We start from the raw sequence: 20,063 nt of genomic DNA on the forward strand, positions 1-20,063 counted from the left end.
ATTATTACCCTACAGCCTTGTCAATACTCAGCTTCAACATCCGGGCCAATTCGGCCACGTACGGCTCCTTCACAATGTTATGTGTGCCATGAATGATATGTAGATCCACACCACCTTGCGCCAGCCGGAACCAGCCAATTCCCTCCCCGTTGGGATTACTCAGCTCTGTTTCACTGGCGCGGAACAGCGTCACGCGACCGGGGTACGGCTTTGGTTCGTGGTTATTCACCAAATCAATGTGCGACTTCCACAAATACGGGGAAATGAGTGACTGCGGCAAAGTTTGGCCTGAACTGAGCATCCGGCGCACGCGCCAGAATAATCGGTACTTTTCCAAGTCGGTGTGTGCTAACTGCATTTTGATCCCGGCCCAACGCTTGAACAAGCGTAACTTAAAAATGAGCCCCTCTCCATATTCGGCCGTATCTTTATTAGAACCACCCGCAATACTTTCTGGCCCTTCGGCCATGCGTAAAACATTTTGCCGCCGCCGGGCAAATTCAGGATTATGCGTGTCCAGAAGTGCTACTAGCGCCACTTCTTGCCCCTGGGCGTGAAGCTGCTGGGCCATTTCATACGCCACTTCGCCACCCATCGAAAAACCACCCATCATATAAGGCCCTTCTGGCTGCACCGAGCGCACTTGTTTCACATATTCGGCTGCCATTTCTTGCAGCGATGTAAACGGAGGCTGCTTGCCATTCACCCCACGCGCTTGCAAACCGTAAAATGGTTGTTCTGGCCCCAAGTAGCGGGTCAGATCATAGAAATTCAACACGTTGCCAAAGCCACCATGTACACAAAAGAACGGTATCTTGCTTCCCTTCGGCTGAATGGCGACCAATGGCGTCCACTCACCCGAGGCACGGCGGCGTTTGCGCTCCTTGGGTTGGGCAGTTTCCTCGGTGGCTTCAATGGGCACCCCATAATCGCTATGCAACAACTCCGCGCATTCTACGACGGTTGGTGCTTCAAATAGTGTCGCCAGCGAGAGATCAACGGCATATGTTTTCTTGATTTTGGCGAAGAGCCGCACGGCGATGAGTGAATGCCCCCCTAGCTCAAAGAAATCGTCATGAATGCCTATGTCAGTAATGCCCAGCAACTCTTCCCAGAATTTAACGAGATTTTTCTCTAGCTCGTTGCGCGGGGCTTCGTAGTTGCTTTGTAGCTCTGGCCGGGACAGCTTTAGGCCACCTTCGTCACCGTCATCTTGTTCGCTGTTGGCCTGGTCTACCAAACCCTGCAAATCCAGCGAGGTGACGATGATTTGTGGCGGTACTTTGTTGCTGAGAATGCGGCGTAATGCTTCCATACCCTCGGCTGGGGCAATGCCGTCGGTGAGGGCCAGTTGCAGCAGGGTGGGTTCAGCATCGGCAGCTACGGCCGTTCCACTACCACCGCGATCCTGCTTTGTACCCGCGATCATCGCCTCGTAGCTGACGCGCTTGAGCATAAACTCATCAATTTCCACTAGCGAACGGCCGTTTTCATCCATGATCGTCACGTCAAATGCCGGCACTTCCTGATGGTTACGGCCGTCTTTGTTGTGGCGCACGTGGCTGTAAATGCGGCGGGGCAGCGGCCCATGTACCTGCACCTTTTTGTACGAAAGGGGCACATAAAAATCATCGCTCGTCTCGTACCCATCTACCAGGGGCAAGCCTGCACTGGTCGCCAAATCCATCAACGCCGGATGCAGCGTGAAGCTGTCTAAATCGCCGTCGAACTGTTCCGGCAGTTCCAGCGTCGCTAGCACTTCATTTTCGCCGTAGCACACCTGCCGCAGATTCTTCCAACGAGGTCCAAAATTGAGGTATGCTTCCTGCTTGGTTTCCTGCTCCATAGGTGCGTAGTGCACCTCGCGCAGATTGCAGCGTGCGGCAATTTCCCGGATGTTTTGGGTCGGCTGCTGGGGCGGACGGCCGTTGTTCACCTTGCCCCGCACATGCTCCTGCCAGGTATATTCCGGGGTGCGGCTGGTCACGGTAAAGCCGTAGCCAGTGCCATTTTTCTCCAGCGACACGCGCACTTCGCGGGTTTCATCTTCATGCACTTCCAGCGGGGCCAGGAAAAACAAATCCTGAATCTCGACCGGGCCGTTGGGGGCACCCTTTTCCAGCGCAGCTTTGGCAATTTCCAGGTAGCCTGTACCGGGAATCAGTGCCTCGCCATCTTTAATGCGATGCTGATCCAAAATCCAATGGGTGTCAATCCGGTAGTTGGTGGCGTACACAATCTCATCGTCAGATTCCACGATGATTTTATCCAGCAGAGGATGCGGCACATCGGTGCCAACAGACTGGATTTCATCTGCCATGCCCAAACGAACGGCCGTATCCACCGCCATACCTACCTCTTGCCAAACACCCCAGTTGATCGCTACCGCAAACGTATTAGAAGCGGCCGTTTTGCTCTCGGCAAAAGCGTTTAAAAAAGCGTTGGCCGCCACATAATCTACCTGCCCGGCTGCCCCAATTTCTGTACTGGTTGAGGAGAACAGTACGAAAAAGTCGAGCGGCTCGTCGGCCAAATATTCATCAAGCAGCAGCGCACCCCGTGCTTTAGGTGCCAACACCCGGTCTGCTTCTTGCGCTGTTTTGAGCTGGATCAAATTGTCATCCAACACACCAGCCGCATGAACCACACCGTTGATCGCACCAAATCGTTGCTTGGCCTGGGCAATCGCCTGCTTCACCTGCTCACGGTTGGTCACGTCGGCGTCAATAACCAGCACCTCAGCCCCAGCCGCTTCCAACGCCTGAATTTTTTGGATGCGACAGCTGGTTTTGTCGGTTACGCTGTGATTTTTAATCCAGTCTGACCACATTTCCCGCTTGGGCAGCCCGGAACGGCTCAGCAGCACCAGCTTTGCCTGCGCTGTCTCTGCCAAATGTTCGGCCATGACCAAGCCAATGCCGCCCATACCGCCGGTGATGAGATACACGCCGCCCTGCTTGATACGGGCATCCTCTAAATTGCCCTCGGGCTGCGGGGCGGCCTCAAACTGCTGCTGCCAGCGACGGCCGTTTCGGTAAGAAAACAGCCCATCCTGCGGTTCAGCCAACAAATCCGCCTTGATAAGCGTGGTCAATCCCTCAATTTGATCGGGCAGCAAGGTGGCTGGCAAGGCCAAATCTACCAATCGTGCCGTGACGCCAGGGAATTCGCGTGGTATCACCTTAATTGGCCCCAGCAAAGTGGCTTTGTCTGGGTAAGGAACCTGCTCGTTGTCTACGCGCTGGCTGCCGTTGGTAACGGCCGTAATATCCAACGCCCCCGGCAAACCCTCTTCACCCAACGCCTGCGCCAGGAAAAAGAGACTGTAAAAGCCCAAATCCTGATTTTGGTAATAAACACGCATCCGCTCAGAACTTTCTGTCTGGTTTACCGTCCACAAATGGGCTACGCGCTGCGGCAACAAGGAACGGCTAGCCAACTCTTCTATGAGCGTATCGTAATCAACGCGAGCACGTGGGTTCACTTCATAGGCAAACTCACCAAGCTGGCGGAACTGCTCGCCCACCGTCACCGAAATGACCGTGTGGCCAGCAGCTTGCAATTGCTGCTGCACCTGCTCGCCAATGCCCAATTCATCCTTAAACAGCAGCCAGGGGATGGGTTCCACTACGGCCGCAGCCGGCTTGTCTGTAAGCTGCCAGGTGCGTTTGTAAAACCAATCTTCCAGCTCTGGCATCTTGGCCAAGACGGTTTTGGTTGCTTCTGCACCACTAAACAGAGTGTTCCCCGGCTCAATCCAATACCGCTGCCGCTCAAAGGGATAGGTGGGCAGCGGCACGCGGTAGCGCAGTTCACCGGCGTAAAAGGCTTGCCAATCGGGCATGACGCCAGCCAGCCAAAGGCGGCCTAGGCTGGTGAGGGCAAATTGCAGGTCAGACAGTTCCTCTTTACGGTGGCGCAGGGAGGCAACGGCCGTATGCGTCTTATTCTTCTCAGGATGCATTCGCAGCAACGAACTCAGCGTCTGGCCAGGGCCAACTTCCAAAAAGACCCGGTTTGGCTCTTGCAGCAGCGTGCCTAGCCCGTCTGCAAAGCGCACTGTGTGGCGCAAGTGCCCCACCCAATATTGCGGTGCGGTTGCTTCTTCTGGTGTAATCCAGGTGCCAGTCACGTTGGAAATAAAGGGCATCATCGGTGGGTTGAACTGGATTTTGGCCAACTCACGACCAAATTCATCCAAAATCGGTTCCAGCATGGGAGAATGTGCCGCCACATTAATCCGTACGCGGCGATACTCAACCTCTTGTTCGGCCAGAGCTGCTTCCAGCTTTTCTAGTGGGGCCAATTCACCAGAAACCACACACAATTCCGGGTTATTGATTACGGCAATGGATAAGCCGTCGGTGAGGTAGGGCTGCAACGCCTCTTCCGTCATCGGCAGGCTGATCATGCCGCCTTCGGGCAGCGTTTCAAACAGTTTACCGCGCAGCGTGACAATGAACAGGGCATCTTTGAGTGACAGCACACCCGCCAGACAGGCGGCGGTGTATTCGCCCATGCTGTGCCCGGTCATGGCGGCAGGTTCAATGCCCCAGGAACGCCACAGTTGGGCCAGGGCATACTCAGTCATGAAGATAGCGGGGAGGTTGCACGACGGCCGTTTCAATTCCTCAGCCGCACTTGCCAAAGTCTCATCTGTGGGGAAAATCAGTTGGCGGAGATCGGTGTCTAGATACGGCCGTACCAAATTGAGACATTTGTCAACTGCTTCGCGGTAAACAAGCTCAGTTTCATATAAATCCCGCCCCATGTTTGGATACTGCGCCCCACCACCAGGGAACATAAAAACTACCGACGGTTCAGCATCCCCAGTTTGCTGCGTCACCAACCGCTTGCGGTCACTGCTGGTCAACGCCTCAATGGCGTCAGAGGCGTCACGCACCGCCACGATACGGCGATGCGGCATCGGCTGGCGACCCGTTTGCAGCGTGTAAGCCACATCTGCCAACGGCACATCTGGGTTCTCCTGCAAAAAGGCAGCCAAATTTTGGCTAGCAGCCTCCAAAGCAGATTTTGTTTTGGCAGAAAGCTGTAGAAGCTGCCAGCTACGCGAGTTGCTGGATGGGTCTAGCTGCGGAGCTTCTTCTACAATTACATGGGCATTGGTTCCGCCTACTCCTAGAGAACTGATGCCCGCTCGGCGCGGCGAGCCATTGTTTGCCCACTCGCGCAGTTCATGGTTGACAAAGAACGGACTGTCTTCCAAATTGAGCATCGGGTTGGGGCTGGTAAAGTTGAGGCTGGCTGGAATTTGCTTATGCCGTAACCCCTGCACCACCTTGATGAACGCCGCTACGCCTGCGGCCGTGTCCAAATGCCCAATATTCGTCTTCACTGAACCTAAGCCACAAAATTGCTTCGCATCCGTCGTCTGCCGAAACGCCTGTGTTAAGGCCGTCACCTCAATTGGATCGCCTATGCGAGTGCCAGTGCCGTGCGCTTCCACGTAATCAATCGTGTTAGCATCAATGTTGGCCAAAGCAATGGCTTCAGCAATCGCCCCGGCCTGCCCATCCACGCTGGGAGCTAAATAATTCACCTTGCCAGAGCCATCATTGTTCACCGCCGAGCCTTTGATGACGGCATGAATAGTGTCCCCATCTTCAATCGCATCTGCCAATCGGCGAAGGGTTACCACGCCCACGCCACTGCCAAAAATCGTGCCGTCAGAATCAGCGTCAAAGCTGCGGCAATGGCCGTCGGAGGAAAGGATTTCGCCATCCTGAAACAGGTAGCCCTGCCGATGGGGCATCTCAAAGGTGACGCCCCCTGCCAAGGCCATGTCGCACTCACCACTCAGCAAACTTTGTGAAGCCATGTGAATGGCCACCAGCGACGTAGAGCAAGCCGTTTGCACATTCACGCTGGGGCCTCGCAAATTCATCAGATAAGAAACGCGCGTTGTCAAAAAATCTTTGTCGTTGCCAGTATGGCGCAGCAAGAAAAAGCCAACCGAAGCAACCAGTTCAGGATTGGTAAGTAAATTGTACGGCATGTAGGCGTTGTGGCCAGAGCCACCAAAAACGCCAATCGCCCCGTCAAACCGCTCTGGGTCGTAGCCCGCATGTTCCAGAGCGGTCCAGGCCATCTCCAAAAAGTTGCGGTGCTGGGGATCCATAATGGCGGCATCACGGGGGCCAAAGCCAAAGAAACTGGCGTCGAATTTATCCATGTCATCTAACGGTGCGCCAGATTTAACATAGTTAGGGTTGCGCAGTAACGCTTCGGGAACCCCCGCCTCACGCAGCTCTTCATCCGTATAAAAAGTGACGGATTCAACGCCATCGCGCAGGTTCTGCCAATATGTTTCAATGTCTTGTGCCCCAGGAAAGCGGCCTGCCATGCCGACGACAGCAATTTCTGTGCCTTCCAGAGCATCCAAGATGTCCTGATTGCTCATAATGATCCTAAAATTAAAGTTGATAAATCTAAGTAGGGGCGGTTCTCAAACCGCCCCTACTGTCAAATATTTTTTTTGGTTTATCGAACGCGCTGGCGTCTTTGGCGACGCTGCATCATGGCCTCTCTGCGGCTGGCAGCGCGATCTACGCTTTGCTCAACCGCTTTTTGTGCGCCATTCGTACCATTGGCATCCTCATTCAGGTAATCAGCCAATGTGCGAATGGTTGGGAAGCGGAACATATCTGTAATGGAGATTTCTTTGTCCACAACTTCCTTGAGTTGCCGATGAGCCTGTACTGTGAGCAGTGAGTGGCCACCCAGATCAAAGAAGTTGTCATTAAGACCTACCTGCGGCACGTTGAGCAACTGCTGCCAAATTTCGGCAATCTTTTGCTCCAGGTCGTTGGTGGGAGCAACATACGTGGTTTGCGGTTCAACTAGCACTTGATCTGGCGCGGGCAATGCTTTGCGGTCGGTCTTTTTGTTGGGCGTGAGCGGGAAGCTGCTCATGGGTACGTAAGTGGCTGGCACCATGAACTCTGGCAAGTCAGCGCGAAGTGCTTCTTTGAAAGCCGCCCCATCCAACTTCTGACCTGCCTGCATAATGACGTAGGCCACCAAACGCTTGTCGCCAGGTGTGTCTTCACGCGCAACAACCACAGCTTCACGGACAGAATCTTGCGCATTGAGCAGGGCTTCAATTTCGCCCAACTCAATGCGGTAACCGCGTAGCTTCACCTGGAAGTCGGCACGACCAAGGAAGTCGATATTGCCATCAGCACGATAGCGGGCTAAATCACCCGTGGCATACATGCGCGCCTGTGAATCTTCACGGAATGGGTCTTTAACAAACCGCTCAGCAGTCAGTTTGGGCCGATTATGGTAGCCGCGCACGACCCCGTCGCCGCCGATGTACAGATCGCCAGCGACGCCAACGGGAACGGGCTGCATCTGTGCATCCAGAATGTAAATTTGGGTGTTGGCAATGGGTGTGCCGATGGGAACGGCCGTTTCTTCCCCAGTCACCTCATAAGTAGATGACCAAATCGTCGTTTCGGTCGGGCCATACATGTTAATGACTTTGCCCGACACAATATGTTTCAACTGCTGGGCCAGGGCTGTGGGCAATGCTTCGCCGCCTACCATCATCGTCTGCACGTTGCCCAACGCTGCTACGTTCCGCTCATCCAACAGCAACATACTGGCCATAGACGGGGTGCATTGGAAATGCGTCACGTCATGCCGCTCAATTTGGGCCGGGATGGAAAAATCTTCGGTAGCCAGCTTTGGCTCTGCCAGATTCTTGAGCTCATTCAGCCGATCCAGATGTTCCAAAACGACGCTGGAAGGCACACCATAATCTATGAGGCAGGCGATGTCATCTACATCAATCTCTTTGAGGCGGTTGACCATGTGTAGTGCCGAGCGGGGCGTTCCGAAAAGGCCACTGGTCTCAAAATACCGCTCAAAGGCGAAGTTGAGCAGGGCATCCACATCTTCGGGCGTCAATTCTTCTTCATCAAACACCTCAAACGGGCTTCTGCCAGTGGCGGCCGCTTTCTCTTTGAAGGTGGGGAAGTGCCAGGCGGCGGCACGCACCAGATTCATGGCGCTGCTGAGATATTGCTTCATTGGTTCGCGCACGATTTCGCGCACTTCGTCTACGTCATCGCCAATGAAGGTGTGAAGCATGAGGGAGACGGTGCCTTTACCTGCATGTCCAGCCTGGGCGTAGGCGTCACGATAGACTTGCACTTTTTCGGCTAATTCGTCCACGCTTTGCCCCAGCAAGTGGGTTAGGATGTTGTAGCCTCGTTCCCCCGCCATGCGGAAGGTTTCCGGGTTGCCTGCGGCGGTAATCCAGATGGGCAGTTCGTTTTGGACGGGATGGGGCAGCGTTTTGACTTCCACATCCTTACCTAAGTCATTCTGCATGGTAATAGAACCGCCGCGCCACAGCTCTTTCACAATCTCGATGTCGCGGAACATGATTTCCTTGCGCTGGGCGTAGTTGCCGGGGCGGAGAACAAAGTCGTTGGGCTGCCAACCGGCGGCAATGGAGAGACCGACACGGCCGTTTGAAATATTATCGACCACCGACCATTCCTCGGCCACCCGAATGGGGCTGTGCAGGGGCAGCACGCAGCTACCAGAGCGAATCTGCACATTTTCGGTGATGGCAGCGATGGCCGCGCCGGTTACGGATGGGTTGGGGTAAAGGCCACCGAAAGCGTGGAAGTGGCGTTCGGGCGTCCAGACGGCCGAAAAACCGTGCTTGTCGCCAAATTTGGCCCCTTCCAGCAGCAGGTGGTATTTGTTGGTCACGCCTTCTTCGCTCTCGTCGCTGGAAAAGTAGAAGAGGCTAAAGTCGATATGTTTGTCGTTTTTGGGTGGTTCGGGAACGGCCGTTACATCTTCACGAGTTTTGTCATCAAAAATAACTACTTTGAAACCTCGCGCCAACGTCCAGAACAGTTCCAGAACAGAAATGTCGAAGGAGGTGCTGGTGACGGCCAGCCAGGTACCGGGCGGATCGTGAGCGATGTCTCCATCGCTAATGCGTGCATCCATGCCCACAAAGAAGTTAACGGCGTTGCCGTGCTGCACCATCACGCCCTTAGGTTTGCCAGTAGAACCGGACGTGTAGATGACGTAAGCTAAATTGTGTGACTCTACGCCGCTAAACACATTTTCGCCACTCTGCTCAGCAATCTGTTCCCAGTCGGCATCCACGCGCACGACCTGAGCTTCATGTGGCGACAGGCTGGCAACCAGATGCTTTTGAGTAAGCAAAACTGGCGTGGCAGTATCTTCCACCATGAAAGCGATGCGATCTTTGGGATAGGTTGGGTCAAGGGGTAGATAGGCACCACCCGCTTTGTGGATACCTACCAGAGCAACCATCATCTCGATGGAACGATCCATAAATACGCCCACGATAGTTTCTGGCCCGACGCCCAAATGGCGCAAATGGCGGGCCATCTGGTTGGCACGGTGGTTAAGTTGGCGGTAGGTAATTTGCTGGTCTTCGTAAACGACAGCCACGCTATTTGGCCGTTCGTCTGCCTGGGTCTCTATGAGTTGATGAATGGTAACGGCCGTATCGTAAGCCACATTCGTATCGTTCCAACCAACCAGCAGCTTTTGGATTTCTGCTGCGGACAAAATAGCGGTTTCAGCCAGGGCGCGGCTGCCATCTTTGGCAGCATTTTGCAGGAAGGTGGCAAACTGGGTTTGCATAGCTGCGATGATCTCGGGGGAGTAAACGGCCGTGTCGTACACCCAGGTTATGTTTGTTTGGTCTGGCGTTAGCAACAAAGCCAGTTCAGTTCCAGGCAGCGGCTGAAATTCAGCCACAGATTGCGTAGATTGGACTAAAACGGGCAACAGTGCGCCATCCAGTTTGGAACGCAATGCTTTCAGTTCAGGCTGACGCAGGAAGATGTCGCGATTGAATGTTTTGCGCCTACCTTGCAGCATATCCAAATCAGCTTGCAACCCAGCAACCGCATCGGCAACGCTAGCACTCTCATCGATTTTCACCTGAAAGGGAACCTGCGTGGCAAAGTAGTTGGCAAAGTCACCAACTTCAGCAGCCAATTGCGGCAGGCTAAGGGCAATGTCAAAGTTGTTGCTGCCGCTGAGGCGAGCCAGGTAAGCTGCAAAGTTTGCCGTCACGGTTTGGACATCACCCGAAACATCTGTAGGTAACGGCATGGTCGCCATCTGAAAATTTTGACCAACGACTGTATTGCTTCGGTCGGCGTAGGGCAATTCCACAGAGTTCATCTGGTTCAGGCGGCGCAACCAGTACCTTTCTTGCCGAACGATACTCTCGTTGAGGGCTGTCAGGTCGGCAATGGCAGCTGCATCCATGCTGGGGAGATGTTGATTAACGTTAAGCACCGAAGGGGAAACGGCCGTACCATCCAGCGTTTGCAAGCCAGAAAACACAATCGAGCCGCTGGTAGTAGCGACAGTGAATGATTCATCATCTATAGAAATGACTGTGCCAGGAACGGCCGTTGTAGGCTCACCCAGTTTAGCAGAATTAGTGATGAGGAGACGGCCGTTGAGATTTAGTTTTGGCAATGCCAACGGATTGGCATAGCCACCAAAATGGAGTGCATTAACTAACGCAACCAGTTTTTCAGCGGGTTGGGTCCAATCGAGCGTGGCCGCGGCTGCGGGACGATCGTTTTTGCCAAAGTAGGTTTGCTCCGCCAAATTTTGGGCACGGGGCTGCAAGCTATTGCTTTCAATCCCGGTGACAAGTTGAGTGAAGGAAGCGATGCCAGCTTCATATGCCTTCACATTGAGCGTAAAGGCAGTTTCGCCTTCAGCAATATCAAACAACTGCTGAACGAGGATATCCCCTCTGTCTATGCCACTGCGCATCTCGTGCCAGGTAACACCGTGTTGCCCTGCCTGATGCAGCAAAGCCCAAGAGGTCGCGTAAAGGCCAGCGAACTTGGGCAGAGGGCCATCATGAAAATTGATGCTGCCTTTTTGTGGCAGGGCCAAAATCTCATCGGGAATGATGCGCAAGTTCGTAATGCTGAGGAAATAATCAAAAGTTGGCTGTTGAGCCAGTGTATCTGGCAGCTGTTTGCCGGGTGCAAAAACAGGCAATGCGTTTTCAATTGCCCACTTGGTAATCGTGGTTGATTCGGTAATGACCCCGCGCACATCGTGCCCACGCTCAAGCAAAATTTCTGTGCATTGGATCAGTAACGACTCCTCTCCCATTACAAAACAGCTAAATAAATTTCCACTCATAAAATAAATACCTACCTACATCGATGTTTCAAAATCAATAAACAACGCTTGTCTACCCCTTATAAAGAGGTCATTGAAGGGCAAGCCAATCTCTTTTTTCAATCCTGGTTGGCGAGGCTCACAATCATCAGGGGAATAGTTGGGATGTAATTCTGGCTTTTGTTGAGTATGTTTAAGCTATCTGGGAGCTAATACCTTGGGCCAGTTGGCAACAATGATTTTTTAAAACTGCGTTTTCCTGATGTTCATAGTTTTCTCAATGAAACGCATTTTGTAATTAAATTCATTATGGGGTTTGGTGGCAGTCGTTTTCAATAGGCTTCTTTTCTTAACCAGTAAACGGCCGTTTTCAAGCCACAAATTATCCACAATGAAATTAGGATTACACCCTTAAAATACACTCATTTTTTAGCTGAGGATTCTTACGATTAGCCTTTCACGCTGGCCGTCATGAACAGCCTTGCCCCCCCCCCCATTGGTGTCTCCTGGAACCAAGGATTTACTCGAGTATAAATTGCATAAAAAATTTTATGGGAAGTTATTATTTCAGCACTTTGACGAAGGCCTTCGCCAAGTTTTGAACGAACGGTTCGTCCATAATTTCATTGTGGTTCCCAGGCAATAAGCAAACGTTTACATCCGTCGCAACTCGCTGCCAACCCATCTGGGGGTCTTTGGTGTCACGGTACTTATCCCGATTCCCTTCGGTAGATTTGAAGAGCGTTATCGAACCTGGGTAGCGACTGGGTACATAACAGAAGAAAGCCCGGTTATTGATATGGCTGATTTTTTGAACACGTGCGTCTTCTTTTTGCTGGTTTCCTGCACCTGCTTGTGGGTTCCGCACGTTCACTTGCTTGGTGAGGCGATATTTCTGATTAATTAACACCTGCCGAATGCCAACCCAAAACCGATGGCGATTTTGAATAAACATTTGCCGCTCCCTTTGGGGAGAAAAACGGAAAATGCGAGCAACCAGCTTGGTAGCAAGGCGAACCCATTTTAAACCAGGATGCTGGGCCGGCGTGTCAATAATCCCCACAAAGTCAACAGCGTCACCGCGGGCAACAAGCCGTTGTGCCATCTCAAACGCAACTGCGCCACCCATAGAATACCCGCCCAACTGATACGGGCCTTGTGGTTGATGTGTGAGTAACGCTTCAACGTAGTGCGCAGCCATCTCTTCAACTGAGTTGAGCGGCGTGACTTTGCCATCCAAGCCTTTAGCCTGAAAGGCAAAGATTGGCTGTGTCTCTGGTAGATAGCGTGCCAATTTGGTGAATATTAGCACATGGCCACCACCGCCGTGAACCAGGTAAAGTGGCTTTTGGTCAGCCGCGCCTTCTTGAATGGTAACAAGGGTAGGCCAGGCTTCGGTACCTGCTTGCTGGCGAAGTTTTTCGGCCAATGCCGCAATGGTACCTGCCTTAACCAGGGTGGCTAGCGGCAAATATTGGCCTGTTAGCCTTTCTATCTCAGCAAATAGATTCATGGCTTGCCAGGAGGTTCCGCCAAGATCAAAATAGTTATCGTAGATGCCGATGCGTGGCACACCAAGGATAGTTTCCCAGAGTTTTTTTAGATCAAGCTCAAGGTGGTCGCGTGGTGGCACGTAAGCTGTGTTGGCTGTTTTTGTAGTTTCTGGCTGGGATACGGCCGTTTGCAATGCAGAATATGGCAAAACAATCTCAGCCAGCGGGGTATCCCGGTCTTCAAGGAAGCTATTCAGCAGGATGTGAAACATTTCGATGGCTATTTGCTGCTGTTCTTCAGTGAAGACATCTTGATGGAAATCAAACTTGAGCTTAAAGGTGCCACTTCCTTCAAACTCATGGATGTGTAATGCAAAGCTATCGCTGCTGTGCCCAGCGGACAAATGCTCTTGTGCGACCGGTTGGCCGTTGAGGGTAAGCAACGGCCGTCTGTGATAGTTGAACATGATGTCATGGGCTTTGCTGTTGAGCGGAATGCTAGAGCCATACTGAGCAAAACGCATCACCCCACGGGTTTGTTTCTTCAGCTTCTGTATCAGCGAGGCTGGTGTCTCGTCCGGCTCAATATCTACCACAAAGGGACATAGTTCCATGAGCAGCCCCACGGTCTGGCGAAATGCCTGTGTGGGCCGGTTGTGCATAGGTGTTAGGAAGGTAAGATGCTTGTTGCCTGTAAGTTGGTAAACCAGCGCAAAATAAACAGCTGCCAAAATATTGAACAGCGTCAGCTCTTCGGTGAGATCGCGAAAATCTTCAACTGTTGCCAATCCAACCAATTTATTGGCAACTGCTGGGTCTAGCTCAACTATCTGTCTTGTCGTTTGTGTGTTTTTCTTATTAGCATGCTGCCCAAAAAAATAAAGTGGCTCGGCATCTTCCTGCAACTTTTGCTGCCAGTACCGCTCAGCACGTTGAAAGAGGGCCGAATCCCGAAATTCATGCTCATACTCACGGTAAATCTGGTAAGGCGTAACGGCTGGCGGCTTGTTATCCTCTGCTGGGATTACCAGGTTCTCGTAAGTTCGGGCGACTACTTGGTAGATAAAAAATGAGGAGGCAGCATCAGCAATGATGTGGTGCTGGTTCATCAGCCACAGATGCGCTTCTGGCCCAACCTTTGCCAAGGCAAATTGCACCAAACTGTTTTGTAGATCAAAGGGCTGGCAGATAATCTGCTGAAACCAATGGCGTGCGGCCGTTTCTGGGTCTGGTTCCGTCGTCAAATCTCTCATTTGCAGTGGTGCTTTCAATTGTGATTGCACAATCTGCTGTGGTACGCCATCCACTTTTTGGATGACCGTTCGCAGGGCGTCACTCTGGTCCACAACAGATTGGAGCGCATGACAAAACAACTCCCCATTAAAAGGCCCAGAAATGGTAAACATGATCGGTGCAGCGTAAAGTGGCACATTGGGCCGGAGCTGATGGCCAGTCCAATACAACATTTGCATCCGAGTCAAATTGGTGCGGGTATGCAAATTACCTGTGGCTTCCGTCTGGGAAACGGCCGTTGTTTGCACAATGTTTGCTTGCATTCAGATTGCCAATTCCTGCTTTGTCATCTGGCACATGATGCCAAAAACTTCAATGCCCCTTACCGGAACAACTACTTTGACAAAGGTGCATGTTGTTATGCCATCAGCAAAACCGTGGGCTTGCCGATTACACAACTTTTCCTAGAGAGCTTGCTCCATTTTCTGCGCGTTTTGCGCTTGGTCTAAACTGTTTTGCAAATCTTCTGCCAATTGAATGACGTGTGGTCTATGCAATATGCTGCTGTGCGAACCTGGAAGCGTACGCACGATGATAGGTCTGCTCACGTATGCCACCCACTCATTGGCATGATTGCCTGGATTCAACAGAGGCCGGCTCTTCGCCTCGTAAACAATCACCTCACCGTCATATCCAGAATGGGTATAGTGAAGCAGCGCATCCAAATGGGATTCGATGAGCTTCTGCCGATATTCAGGCAAATCGTCTGCCTGATCAATCACATCGGTTGCTGTCATACCGGCATCCCTAGATTGGGAACGGATTTTTTGCCAGAGTGCCCGCAAAGCAACCCGCCCTTTACGCCGAACGCGGGAATATATTTCTCCACCGCCCAGGCGCATAAATTCACGTAGCCATGACGGGGTATTATGCACAAAATTGATAAGGAAACGGCCGTTCAGCGGGGCACGCTCGCTCAAATCTGCTGGTGGGGGATCGATGACAGTTAAAATCGGCACTTCTTCCCCTGCCGCTTGCAGTTGGCGCGCAACTTCATAGGCAATGTCGCCACCCATGCAGTAACCACCCAGGTAGTAAGGTCCTGTGGGCTGCACACGTCGAATTTGCTTCAAATAGTACGCTGCCATCTCGTCCAGACGATCAAATGGCTCTGCTTCGCCATCCAACCCGCGTGCCTGAATACCATAAAACGGCTGGTCATCATCCATCAAATCCGCTAAATCCTTAAGCCACAATATATCCCCTGTGACCCCGTGAATGCAGAAGAAAGGTGGTTTGCTGCCTTTGCTGCGGATGGGGACCAGAGACGTCCAAGAATCTCCATCTGTCCCTTGGCGCATAAGGTCAGCCAAAGCCGCAATGGTGGGAGCCTGAAACAAGGTAGCCAGGGGCAGGTTGTGCCCGGTCACAGATTGCAGCTCTGTAAACAGGCGAACAGCCATCCAGGAGTTGCCCCCTAAATCAAAGAAGTCATCATGGACACTAATTTGTTCCACACCCAGTACGGATTGCCACGCGCCCGCCAGTTGCTGTTCCAGTTCATCACGCGGGGCCACATAAACGACATTGGCGGTGGTAATCGTACCGTTTTGGTATGTTGTGTCAGCAGCAATTTCACCAGAAACGGCCGTTGGCAAATCTAACTCGTTCAAAGGCAGATCAGAATCTGCCAGATAAGCTGTTAGCAACGTATCAAAGATGTTCAGCGTCAGTTCACGCTCAGCAGGCGTAAAGACATCTTCATGAAAATCGAAGAAAAAAGTGAGCGAACCATCAGACTCAAATTCATGGATGTGCAGGGCAAAACTATCGCTACCTGCTCCTGGATGCACCAGTTCTTGCTCAACAGGTGCTTCCCCAAAATGCAGCTTAGGACGATGATGGAAGTTAAACATCAAATCCAGCAAATTGTTCTGCAAGGCAACGGCCGAACCATATTGGTAATGTACCAATGTACGCTGGAGTGATTTGCTAATTTTCTTGGTCAGGCTAGGGAAAGTCTCGCCCTCCTCAAAGGTTACCAGCAACGGAGCAATTTCCATGAGCAGACCAATGGTTTGCTTCATCGCCTCTGTAGGCCGGTTGTGGAAGGGCATCATGGTAGCCAGGCGGTGGTTGCCTGTCATGATGTGCAGTTGAGCAAAGTAAAGGGTAAGCAGCACGTTTAACATACCCAAATCATGCGTCATTAAAATGACGCCGGGTCGCTGCATGGCATCTTTTAGTTGCTGCGATCTTTCCGGGTCGAGCGGCACTGGAATGCGCTGCATGTGATGGCTTTTCTTTTTGGGAGAACGGCCGTAAAACTTCAAAGGCTCTATGCCATCAGCCAGTGCGTTCTGCCAATAAGCGGCAGACTTTTGGTAACGAGGGGAAGTACGATATCCTTGTTCAAACTCAAAATAGGATTCAAACGTTGGCAACTCTGGTAGCTCACCCATGCTCCCATCTTCCAATGCATCTGTATACAACGCCATGACATGATCGTATACCAGGAAAACAGACGCAGCGTCCGTTGTAAGATGATGCTGGTTAATAAACCAGAGATAATCGGCCTCCGCCAGCTTCACCAATACAGAATCATAAGCACATTGCGTGAGATCGAACGATTGTTGGCTACGCTCCTGAATCCATTGGGTTAAATGAGTTTCAAAATCAGCCACCTCAGAGAAATCAAGACATTGTAAGGGGTGGGGTGGCGCATCAAGTACCGTACGCTGGGGGACACCTGCTTCCTCGCGAATGACTGTACGCAGCGCATCGCTTTGTGCCACAACCTTGGCAAATGCCTCTGCAAAAATTGCAGCATCCACCGGTGCCTGCCAGTGAAACGTGAGAACGACATTGAACAACGGCGAATTGGGTCGCAAACTTTGTCCCACCCAGTAGATCATCTGCAATTTGGTGAGGTTAGAGTTGGAATAAATGTCTTTTGGCGACGTCAAATTTTCTATAGTTGTTGAAGCCTGCATTCTCAGCAATTTCTCCTCTAGCCAAATGAATATTTATACAGCTTTTTAGCTGGTGAGCGGCTTACAACCCACATCAAGAACAGCGGCACGCCCAAGGCACACACTATCATAATCGGTTGGTACAAAATCTGATACCCAAGAATCCAGGGCGCAAAGCGAAACATGAGGGTTCCTACAAGTTCAAGCACCTGCTCATGAATCAGGTAGATGCCAAACGCTTTTGCACCAATATCCATGATTTGTGGAGAATAGGGCAGCTTGAGCTTACTTACTGACAGCATCGCCATCATGAACAAACCCGCGTAAATACTGGTTGTATAGGTGGAGAAGAAGTCAATCCACGGCCGACCGGATAAAGCAAGCAGCACCTCAAATTCAACCAAAGACAACAGGTAGAACAGCACAGCCCCAACAACAAGTTTGTTTTTATGACGCACAAAGAATGGCTTAAAGTCGCCGATATGGAAACCAAAGACAATACCTAATGCAAACCAGAACAGGCGACGAGGGAAGAACCACAATGGGGTGAGTCTGATCAAGTTGGGAACCAGAGGCTCACCCAGGCCAAACAGTTGTAGATAACGCAATGTCTCAACAAACAGCATGAGAACGGCCGTACTCACCAACAACCCTTTCCACCGTTTTTTGGCCAAGGGCACTAAAATGGGTGAGAGCAGGTAAAGCTGGATGAGCAGCGGAATATAATAATAAGAACCGGTAGCACCACCTACCAACAACCGGCGAATGTATTCCCAGGGCGTTGGGTAAACGCGATTATAAAAAATTGCTTGGCCAGCAAAAATAATAATTGACCAAACCAGATAGGGAATAAGCAAGCCAACGACACGCGCTCTTAAAATTGGCCATTTAATACGTGCATCCTTACGTCCAGCAGCAAACGCAATGAAATAGCCAGACACCATCAAGAAGACCGGTACGCCAAAAGCAATGAATCGGCGCACGACGGTCAGCCCCCAATAGGTAGCCGAATGGACCTGGTCATAATTAGGACAAATTACAGGCGGGGTAGGGTCGTCACAGGTCGCAGCCACTTCGGGTCGATAGCGCCAAGCCAAATCAAATGTTGCTTGATACCCAAAGGTGGCTGAATGATTCAGGATTAGACCCAAAATACCCAGTCCCATGAGCAGTAAAAATCTTCTGGTCATTTAGGAATTAAACCTTCTGGAATTGTGTAATCGGTAAGAAGTTTTCGTTAGTGCTGCAAATCTGCTCTCGCAGATTGCTTGAGCAAACCACTTTTGGCCTAAACAATCGACCTTAAAAACTTTTACCTTTTACCCAAGAACCTGAGGCAATAGATTTGTTTCATCTAAAATACCTCAGGTTCCGTTTATGCGATTCGACTGCGTTGATTGTGGTTGTAGGGAATTGCTGGAATCGCGGATATATTTAGCTATTATTCAATGTTGGGAATACACAGGCTAGACGGCCGTTTCCATCGCGCCACCTCATTCCCGACAACTTTTTAGCTTTGGGATGCCACGTAATCAGACATAGATTTTACACTTTGGAAGTTGTCAATCGTCACGTCTTCGTCCGGTACTTCAATGCCGAACTTTTCTTCTACAAAAGAAACCAGGCGCAAAATCCCAAGGGAATCAATGATGCCAGCGGCCAGCAGGTTTTCGCTTTCGTCCAGCTCATTGCTAGTGCCATTCATTAACTCTTCGCGGATATATTCTTTCAAAACTACGGATGCATTCATGTTATTGTCTCCCATTTGAGTTTAATTAGATAAAGCAACATCTTTTCTGTAAAAGTGAAGAACCCAGAATTACCTAGAACATTAAAAACTACAGATTGTCTAGCCGGATGTAAGTCCGGCCAGTTTGCCACTCATCGCTAATTTCCATGACAACGGCCGTCACCAACCGCAAACAAGATGCCTCGTTCGGAAACAAGGTGGCCACTCGCGAACGTCGTCGAATCTCGCGATTGAGCCGCTCCAACGAGTTGGTAGTGCGAATCAGGCGGCGATGGGTATCCGGGAAGGAAAAAACGGTCAACCCTTCCGGGATGTTGGTTTCCAACCAGTCGGCGAGCTTGGCTGCTTTGGATACATACTTCTTGACCACCTGAGCCAGCAACGTTTCGGCATCATGGCGGGTAGCGGCATTGAAAATGGCGCGAATGTCGGCGGCCACTTCTCGCTTCATGCCTCGCTTGGGCACGTAGGCTTGGGCATTCCGCTGCAAGTGACATTGGCAACGCTGCCAGGGAACGCCACCAAAAACGGCGCGACAGGCCTGTTGGATGCCGATGTGGGCATCAGAAATGACCAGCTCAACACCAACCAGCCCACGCTGCACCAGGCTTTGCAGAAAGCGACGCCAGTGTGCTTCTTGTTCGCTGAGCGAGACGCTGACCCCCAGCACTTCCCGTTTGCCCTCCAGATTGACGCCTGCCGCCAGCAGCACAGCGGCCGAGCGCACCTGGCCATCTAGACGCACTTTTTCATACCGAGCGTCCAGGTAGAGATATTTCATCTGGCCTAACGGCCGTTCCCGCCACTGACTGAGCTGTTCATCCAACTCAGCGGTAGCCCGGCTCACCTGCATGGAGGTTACCTCGAAGCCACACAACTGCTCGGTGATCGCCGCCACTTTGCGGGTGGAGACGCCTTGCACGTACATTTCGGCCAACGCTAGTTTCAAGGCCCGCTCACTACGCAGCCCCTTTTCCAACGCTTGGGGGTAAAAGCCACCTTCGCGCACCTGGGGCACATCGAAGGTGATTTTGCCGACGCGGGTGGCCACGCTCTTGGGCTTGTACCCATTGGCCTGTCCCTGTCGTTCGGCTGACCTTTCGTAGGGGCCGACACCTAAATGCTTCTGTCGCTCCAGCTGCATAGCTATATTGATGACCGTTTGAATCAGGTCTGGCACGACATCGAACCCTTGCTGGGCAATCTGTTCGAGTAATTCTGCTGGTAAAGTACAATCGGTTTGGTAGGTCATGAATGTCTCCTATTGGTTGTGGTAACTTCTAGGGTACTTCATGGCCTACTCTTGCCAAAAATTACAGAAACAACGTTACACTATCTTTAATTAGGTTCAGAGAATTAGAGTGTTCCTACTCTGGTAACATGCCAATAAGTTAGCAATGAATTCTTTAGAATAGCCTTACAACGTTTAGAATA

Annotated in this window: 7 protein-coding genes; all 7 read right to left on the reverse strand. The window is 51.6% G+C overall.

The window, feature by feature from the left end; genetic code table 11:
- Positions 1–4: 4 nt before the first annotated feature.
- The 7 genes from ACOQPU_RS28235 to ACOQPU_RS28265 all read right to left on the reverse strand — a co-directional run bounded on the left by ACOQPU_RS28235 (position 5) and on the right by ACOQPU_RS28265 (position 19,881).
- On the reverse strand, positions 5–6,421 hold the full coding sequence (locus tag ACOQPU_RS28235) for an SDR family NAD(P)-dependent oxidoreductase (protein ID WP_420643165.1): 6,417 nt from the start codon (positions 6,419–6,421) through the stop codon (positions 5–7).
- Between the two features lie 80 nt (positions 6,422–6,501).
- Entirely contained in the window at positions 6,502–11,202 is a 4,701-nt protein-coding gene (locus ACOQPU_RS28240; RefSeq protein ID WP_420643166.1) for a MupA/Atu3671 family FMN-dependent luciferase-like monooxygenase, read from the reverse strand.
- Positions 11,203–11,743: 541 nt separating this feature from the next.
- Positions 11,744–14,230 (reverse strand): alpha/beta fold hydrolase, encoded by a 2,487-nt coding sequence (locus ACOQPU_RS28245; RefSeq protein ID WP_420643167.1) that lies wholly within the window; start codon positions 14,228–14,230, stop codon positions 11,744–11,746.
- A 141-nt stretch (positions 14,231–14,371) separates the two neighbouring features.
- Complete coding sequence (locus tag ACOQPU_RS28250) at positions 14,372–16,900, reverse strand: condensation domain-containing protein (protein ID WP_420643168.1); 2,529 nt, start codon at positions 16,898–16,900, stop codon at positions 14,372–14,374.
- A gap of 17 nt (positions 16,901–16,917) precedes the next feature.
- On the reverse strand, positions 16,918–18,069 hold the full coding sequence (locus tag ACOQPU_RS28255) for an acyltransferase (RefSeq protein WP_420643169.1): 1,152 nt from the start codon (positions 18,067–18,069) through the stop codon (positions 16,918–16,920).
- 320 nt (positions 18,070–18,389) lie between these two features.
- Positions 18,390–18,629 (reverse strand): acyl carrier protein, encoded by a 240-nt coding sequence (locus ACOQPU_RS28260; RefSeq protein WP_420643170.1) that lies wholly within the window; start codon positions 18,627–18,629, stop codon positions 18,390–18,392.
- A gap of 88 nt (positions 18,630–18,717) precedes the next feature.
- On the reverse strand, positions 18,718–19,881 hold the full coding sequence (locus ACOQPU_RS28265) for an IS256 family transposase (protein WP_420642444.1): 1,164 nt from the start codon (positions 19,879–19,881) through the stop codon (positions 18,718–18,720).
- Between the last annotated feature and the right edge of the window lie 182 nt (positions 19,882–20,063).

Origin of the sequence: Candidatus Leptofilum sp., from assembly GCF_965223285.1 — a bacterium.
Taxonomy (GTDB): domain Bacteria; phylum Chloroflexota; class Anaerolineae; order Promineifilales; family Promineifilaceae; genus Leptofilum.

Coding starts and splice junctions, on each gene's coding strand:
- ACOQPU_RS28245 (WP_420643167.1), bottom strand. CDS start 14,230: ATGCAAGCAAACATTGTGCAAACAACGGCCGTTTCCCAGACGGAAGCC.
- ACOQPU_RS28260 (WP_420643170.1), bottom strand. CDS start 18,629: ATGAATGCATCCGTAGTTTTGAAAGAATATATCCGCGAAGAGTTAATG.
- ACOQPU_RS28265 (WP_420642444.1), bottom strand. CDS start 19,881: ATGACCTACCAAACCGATTGTACTTTACCAGCAGAATTACTCGAACAG.
- ACOQPU_RS28250 (WP_420643168.1), bottom strand. CDS start 16,900: ATGCAGGCTTCAACAACTATAGAAAATTTGACGTCGCCAAAAGACATT.
- ACOQPU_RS28240 (WP_420643166.1), bottom strand. CDS start 11,202: ATGAGTGGAAATTTATTTAGCTGTTTTGTAATGGGAGAGGAGTCGTTA.
- ACOQPU_RS28255 (WP_420643169.1), bottom strand. CDS start 18,069: ATGACCAGAAGATTTTTACTGCTCATGGGACTGGGTATTTTGGGTCTA.
- ACOQPU_RS28235 (WP_420643165.1), bottom strand. CDS start 6,421: ATGAGCAATCAGGACATCTTGGATGCTCTGGAAGGCACAGAAATTGCT.